Below are 6132 nucleotides of genomic sequence, written 5' to 3'. Positions count from 1 at the left end.
GTTTGCGGCAGCGCCCTCCAACGCCCGGGGCCCAGGCTCCACGACCAGAAGGCTTAGGGTTGGGTGGGCTGTAGAGCAACGCTTCGCTGACGCTCGCCTTGAGATCTACCGCCTTGCGATATCCTAAGCTGTTGTGGCCGAGGCATATTTAGCCGGGCGTTGGAGGGCGCTGCCGCAAACCGCCCGACCGCCCGGCTAAATATGCCTCGGCCACAGCGGCGCTCAAGAACTCAAACTAAATTGCCTCACCCCACAGCGCGCTGAAGGACTCAAACGGAGGCTGCATCTACCTGTGCAGACGCCTCAATTGCAAGAAATAACTAATCGCTCGAAGTACTATGCGTCCAGCGCTGATAAAGCTTCTGTGCCAGGATATCAAGCATGAAGCCCAACGCACCGATCAGCACAATCACAGCCATCAGCTCTGAATAAGCCAGGCGATCACGCGTATCGAGAATAAAATAGCCCAGGCCCGAACTGACACCCAGCATCTCGCAAGGTACGAGGATGATCCAGATGATCCCGATCGCCAGTCGCACACCGGTAAGGATATGACCCAGAATGCCCGGGATGACGATGCGGAACAGCACTTCTGCGCGCGTCGCACTAAGGCTCTTCGCAAGTAGCAGCCACTTCGGATTCAACTGCTTCACCCCCGCTGCCGTATTAAGAATAATCGGCCATACCGCGGCGAAGGTCAGCAGGAAGTAGATGGGCGCATCGCCGATACCGAACACCATCACCGCGATGGGCATCCATGACAGCGGCGAAATCATGCGCAAGAACTGGAACGCGCTGCTGGTGCTTTTTTCGAGCAGTCGAGACGAGCCGATGGCGAGCCCGATGGGTATGCCCAGCAACAGGGCAAGACTCAGCCCGACAGCTACTCGCTTAAGGCTTACCAGCGTATGGGATGTCAGCTGGTTCTGGCTGATCAGCTCGAACAAGCTGACAAAGGCCGGACCCGGACGCAGCGAAGACGCAAGGGGTATGCCCCCTTGCAGCAGATAGACGCCCAGCCACCACAAGGCAACCAGGGCCGCCAGGCCTGCGATGCCATAGGTCCACGTTGAGGCGTTGCGGGTTTTCAGACTTTGAATCATATAGGTGTGGGAACGACAGAACGGCGCGAACGCGTCGCGCCGCCGGGCTTATGTGGTGATGATCTCTTCACGATCGAATGACTCGAGGCCGAACGTGGCAGGGCCCCCGATTTGCTCGATGGCTTTGCGCACGAAACTGTCGTCGACCAGGTCTTTGGACACGAAAGAGGGGTCGAGCTCGGCCAGGAATTCGTTGCGGCCCAGTACCAGCGTTTCCTTCAGCTTCACGATCAGTTCCTCGGTGTAGCTGGGGAAAGGATAGGGCTGGAAATCGATGCGCTTTTCGTTCCAGTCGGTATTGACGATGGCGCCATTGGATTCATACAGCTGAGTGTTGAGCAACTCGGGTTGCAGCACCTGGGCCAGCGCCTCGTAAGAGTGCGGCGTGTAGCGCTGCGGGTTTTCCTTGGACAGGATGCGAGCGGTTTCTTCACGGTTGTCCTGAATCCAGGCCTGGGCCTGAACGATGCCGTTGACGACCTTCTGGGTCCACTCGGGGCGCTGTTGAAGGTCTTGCTCGTGCATCAGCACCACACAGCAGGCGTGGTCCTTCCAGACGTCGCCGGTGAAGCGCAAGATCTTGCCGATCTTGAGCACCTCGGCGGATGCGTTGAAGGGCTCGGCCACGATATAGCCGGAGATCTGCTTGTTGGCCAGGGCGGGCACCATGTCGGAGGGCGCCATCACCACTAGCTTCACCTGCTGTTTGGTGGGCTCGCCGTCGCTGATGGACTCGAGCCCCTTGCTGCGCAGCAGGTGTTGCAGCACTACGTTGTGCAGCGAATACCAGAAGGGAATGGCCACTGTCGTGCCGCCCAGGTCTTCCAGGCTGTCGACGTCGTTTTGTACCGTCAAACCCGAGCCGGACATATGGTTCCATGCCACGACCTTGGCCTTCGACTGACTGCCATAGCGCGCCCAGACGGTCATTGGCGAAAGCAAGTGGACCGCGTTGACTTGTCCGGCCAGGAACGCTTCGACGATCTGCGCCCAGCTGCGGAACATGCGTGGCTTTTCAACCTGCAGGCCCTGATCCTGGAAAAGATTGTTGTGGTGGGCGACCAGCAGGGGCGTGGAGTCGGTGATGGGCAGATAGCCGATACGCAGGGGCGCATCAGGCTCCGCCGCGCGCGCCACGTTCTGCATTTGCAGCAGGGGCAGGGCGCCGGCTGCGGTAAACATAGAGGACAGCTTGAGAAACTGGCGGCGGCGAGCAAGAGTGGTGTCAGCGGATTGAGTCACGGAATGTTCCTGGAATATGTTTTCTTGGGTGTTTGCGGCCGGATGTATCAGGCGGCGAGTTTTTGCGGTTCGGAGATTCCGCGCGAATCGCGCAGCAATTGCATGATCTGAAGCCGGATGGAGGTGATTTCGGCGCCGACGGTGTCGCGCGGATGGTTGCCCGGAATCTGCCATTGCCCGATCAACTCGCCCGGCTTGCCGCCGATGAGCACGATACGGTCGGCGACTGTCAGGGCCTCGTCGATGTCGTGGGTCACCAGCACGGCGGCGGTCTGGTATTTTTTGGTGATGCGCAGCAGCAGGGTTTGCATATCGCCCCGCGTGATCTCGTCCAAGGCGCTGAATGGCTCATCCAGCAGCAGGATTTCGGGCTGGCGCGCCAAACTGCGAGCCAATGCCGTGCGTTGGGCCATGCCGCCGGAAAGCTCGGCTGGATAGCGTTCTATTGCATCGTTCAGGTCGACATCGGCTATGGCTGCGGCGACACGGGATTTTTTCTCGGCCTTGCTGATCTGCGGCTGATGCTTGAAATCAAGGCCGAAGCCTACGTTTTCGGCCAGATTGAGCCACGGAAGCAGGCTGGCATCCTGAAACACAAAGCTGAGACGCGGATGAGCTCCGCGCAAGCGCTCGCCGTGCACGTGGACTGTGCCTTGCTGGGCTTGCTGCAGGCCCGCCAGGACGCGCAGCAAAGACGATTTTCCGACTCCGCTGGGCCCAAGTACGGCGACGATTTCGCCTTGTGCGACCTTCAGTGAGAAATTGCGCAACACAGTGTTGGGCTGGTTGTTGGCGCGCTTGTAGCTTAGCTCGATGGATTGCGCCTCGAGCACGGTGGGCGCTTGCTTGAACGAAATAGCCATGATTGCGTATGCCTCGAATTGTGTTCGGCGCTAAGCGGCTGCCGTGTCCACGGAAGATGTGGATTCGGCATGAGCTGTATGGGCCGCTTTCTCGAGCGCGTAAATTTCCTTGCGCAGATGCTTAAGTGCCGGGGTGACAATGGCCACGAAGACGGCTTCCCGCAAACGGCGTTGGGCGGGATGGATCATCAGATAACCTTTGGCGCCTGCATGAAGAACTGCCGAGTTGGCGGCTTTGAGGGTCAGTTCGCTGATGGCGGCGCGCGCCTTCAAGATCGGCAGCATGTCGGTCGTACCGGCTTGAGCGATGAGCGCCAGTTTGGCGACTTGCGTTTCCAAGGCGGCAAGTTGGGCGGTCAGGTCTGCTTCCTGGTCGTCCAGAAATACGTTCACATGGCCGACGCTGGCATTGCTGTCGCGTGCAATGGCGGCGCAAGCCCGCACGATGCCCATGCCCATGCCGATTTGTCCCAATACGAAACCCGGCTTGATACGACTGATGTATTGCTTGAACTGGCCGGGGTGGGCCAGTACGTCGTCGGACGGAATTGTCACGTTCTGGAAGCGCAGATTGAGCGTCTGGGTACCTTCCAGGCCCGAGAACTCCAGGCAGGGGCGCGATTGGAAGCCGGCCGCGCTGCTGGGAACGGCAAACATGATGTAGCCTTCGTCCTCGACAGCGGCCGCGACGATGGCCAAGTGGCCTTTGCCGACGTTTGACACCCAGGGCAGCGAGCCGTTGACGACGTAGCTGTCACCTTCTCGGCGGGCGCGCAGATGGATTTTTTCAATGCCGGCCAAGTGCTTGACGGCATTGGACATTCCCGTGCCCGCCAGCAAGCGGCCTTGAGCCACGTCGTCCAGATAGCGCTCGCGCACCGCAGAGTTGTCGGAGTTATGCAAATACCAGGCGCAACTGGATTGGCACCAGACCAGAAACGCTGTGGAGCCGCAGTGTTCGGCCACCCGGGCTGTAACCTCGATTTGAGCCGCCAGCCCTTGTCCGTTGCCGCTGCCTTGGGCCGGCAGGGCTGCCGCAAAGCCGCCTAAAGCGCCCAGCTTATGCATGAACTGCGCAGGGTACAGGCCCTCGCGGTCGATGGCCTGTACCTGCGGAGCGAGCTCGGTTTCTATCAGTTGGGCGATGGGCGCCAGGAAGGCGGCTTGAGTCTGGGACACTGCTGTTCCTCGTTCTGGATCTCAGGCGAAAGGCTGTAGTTCAGGATTGATCGGTGTCTGGGCCAGGTTGTTGGCGTAGTTGCACAAGGTGGCCAGACTGACGCCCAGCACGACTTCGAGCGCGGCTTGCTGGTTGTAGCCGGCGGCGAAGAAGGCCTTGAGGTCGTCGTCGCCGACCTGCCCGCGGCTCTCCATGACGGCCAGGGTGAACACGGCCAAGGCATTGAGCTTGGGGTCGCCAAGAGCTTTTGTCTCGCGCAGGCCTTCGATGATGTCTTCGGGCATGGCCAGTTTCTTGCGGGCCAGGGCGGTGTGGCCTGCTACGCAAAAACCGCATTCATTGCGCCGGGCGGCGGTAATCTGCACGACTTCGCGCTCTTCGCCGCTGAGCGAGGTGCGAGCGTTGATGGCGCCCACGGTTTGATAGGTTTCCAGCGCGGTGGGCGCGTTTGCCAGTACACCCAGAAGGTTCGGAAGGAAGCCGTTGGCCTTCTTGGCGTTGCTTAGGCGCTCTTTGGCTTCGTCGGCGGCGGTTTCTATGGTTTGTATAGTGAGTCGGCTCATTAGTCTTCAACAAAAAAGAATTGGAAGGGCCGCAGCAGGAAATTTCGGGCGGCTCCTTATTTCAATTTATTCTATAGAGGCGTCCATAGATACCAAACGAATATAAGGAAATTTGGTTATTCCATTTGGGTATATGGCGCTGCAACAAAAAAGGCCTCTTCCGAAGAAGAGGCCTTTTTTGTTGCGGTGATGTCGTCCGCTACCTGCGGTACGCGCCGGCTACATGATCTCGGCGGCCGGGTCGTCTTTTTTGACTGGCTTGACCATGTCTTCGCGTTTGACACCCAGCCACATGGCAATGGCTGCCGCCACAAAAACCGATGAGTAGATGCCGAACCAGATGCCGATGGTCAGCGCCAGCGAGAAGTTGTGCAGAGTGGGGCCGCCAAAGAAAAACATGGAAAGCACCATCATTTGGGTAGAACCGTGAGTGATGATGGTGCGAGAGATTGTTTGAGTGATGGCGCTGTTGATGACTTCCTTTACCGAGGAGGTGCGCTGCTTACGGAAATTTTCTCGGATGCGGTCCATGATGACCACGGATTCGTTGACCGAGTAGCCCAGCACGGCCAGCACCCCCGCCAGCACGGCCAGTGAGAACTCCCATTGGAAGAAAGCGAAGAAGCCCAGGATGATGACGACGTCGTGCAGGTTGGCAATCACGCCCGCCACTGCGAATTTCCATTCGAAGCGGACGCCCAGGTAGATCATGATGCCGACGACCACAAACAGCAATGCCAGCAGGCCGTTGGTGACAAGCTCTTGCCCCACCTGCGGGCCAACAAATTCGACGCGGCGAAGTTCGACATCGGACGCCTGAGCTCTAAGGGCTTCCAGTACCGTTTCGCTTTGGGCGGCAGACCCCACGTCTTGACGCACGGGCAGGCGGATCATGACGTCTTGCGACGTGCCGAAGTTCTGTACCTGGAAGTCGCTGTAGCCCAGCGACGAGACTGCATCGCGCACTTTCTCGATTTGGGCTCCCTGGGAATAATGCACCTCCATCACGGTGCCCCCGGTGAACTCGATGGACAGATGAAAGCCGCGAGAGGCGATGAAGAAGACCGCCAGCGCAAATGTAATCAGGCTGATCAGGTTCAGCACCAGCGCGTGGCGCATGAACGGGATGGTGCGGCGGATGCGGAAAAATTCCATGGTGGTTTCGTACCTGTGTTAAACGC

6 protein-coding genes are annotated in these 6132 nt (G+C 59.0%); all 6 read right to left on the bottom strand.

Annotated features, from left to right (window positions below):
• Positions 1-320 precede the first annotated feature (320 nt).
• Complete coding sequence (locus ACIY1O_RS05445; RefSeq protein WP_397474069.1) at positions 321-1103, bottom strand: ABC transporter permease; 783 nt, start codon at positions 1101-1103, stop codon at positions 321-323.
• Between the two features lie 48 nt (positions 1104-1151).
• Positions 1152-2285, bottom strand: a complete 1134-nt coding sequence (locus ACIY1O_RS05440) for an ABC transporter substrate-binding protein (protein ID WP_397474077.1) — start codon at positions 2283-2285, stop codon at positions 1152-1154.
• Between the two features lie 107 nt (positions 2286-2392).
• A complete protein-coding gene (locus tag ACIY1O_RS05435; RefSeq protein ID WP_397474068.1) occupies positions 2393-3208 on the bottom strand; it encodes an ABC transporter ATP-binding protein in 816 nt (271 codons plus the stop codon).
• 30 nt (positions 3209-3238) lie between these two features.
• Positions 3239-4387, bottom strand: a complete 1149-nt coding sequence (locus ACIY1O_RS05430) for an acyl-CoA dehydrogenase family protein (RefSeq protein WP_397474067.1) — start codon at positions 4385-4387, stop codon at positions 3239-3241.
• Positions 4388-4408: 21 nt separating this feature from the next.
• Complete coding sequence (locus tag ACIY1O_RS05425; protein WP_397474066.1) at positions 4409-4951, bottom strand: carboxymuconolactone decarboxylase family protein; 543 nt, start codon at positions 4949-4951, stop codon at positions 4409-4411.
• Between the two features lie 219 nt (positions 4952-5170).
• A complete protein-coding gene (gene secF / locus ACIY1O_RS05420) occupies positions 5171-6106 on the bottom strand; it encodes a protein translocase subunit SecF (RefSeq protein WP_397474065.1) in 936 nt (311 codons plus the stop codon).
• Positions 6107-6132 lie beyond the last annotated feature (26 nt).

Origin of the sequence: Pusillimonas sp. (assembly GCF_044464525.1) — a bacterium.
Lineage (GTDB): Bacteria > Pseudomonadota > Gammaproteobacteria > Burkholderiales > Burkholderiaceae_B > Pusillimonas.
The sequence above is the reverse complement of the archived record's forward strand: the minus strand, read 5'-3'. Positions and strand labels throughout refer to the sequence as shown.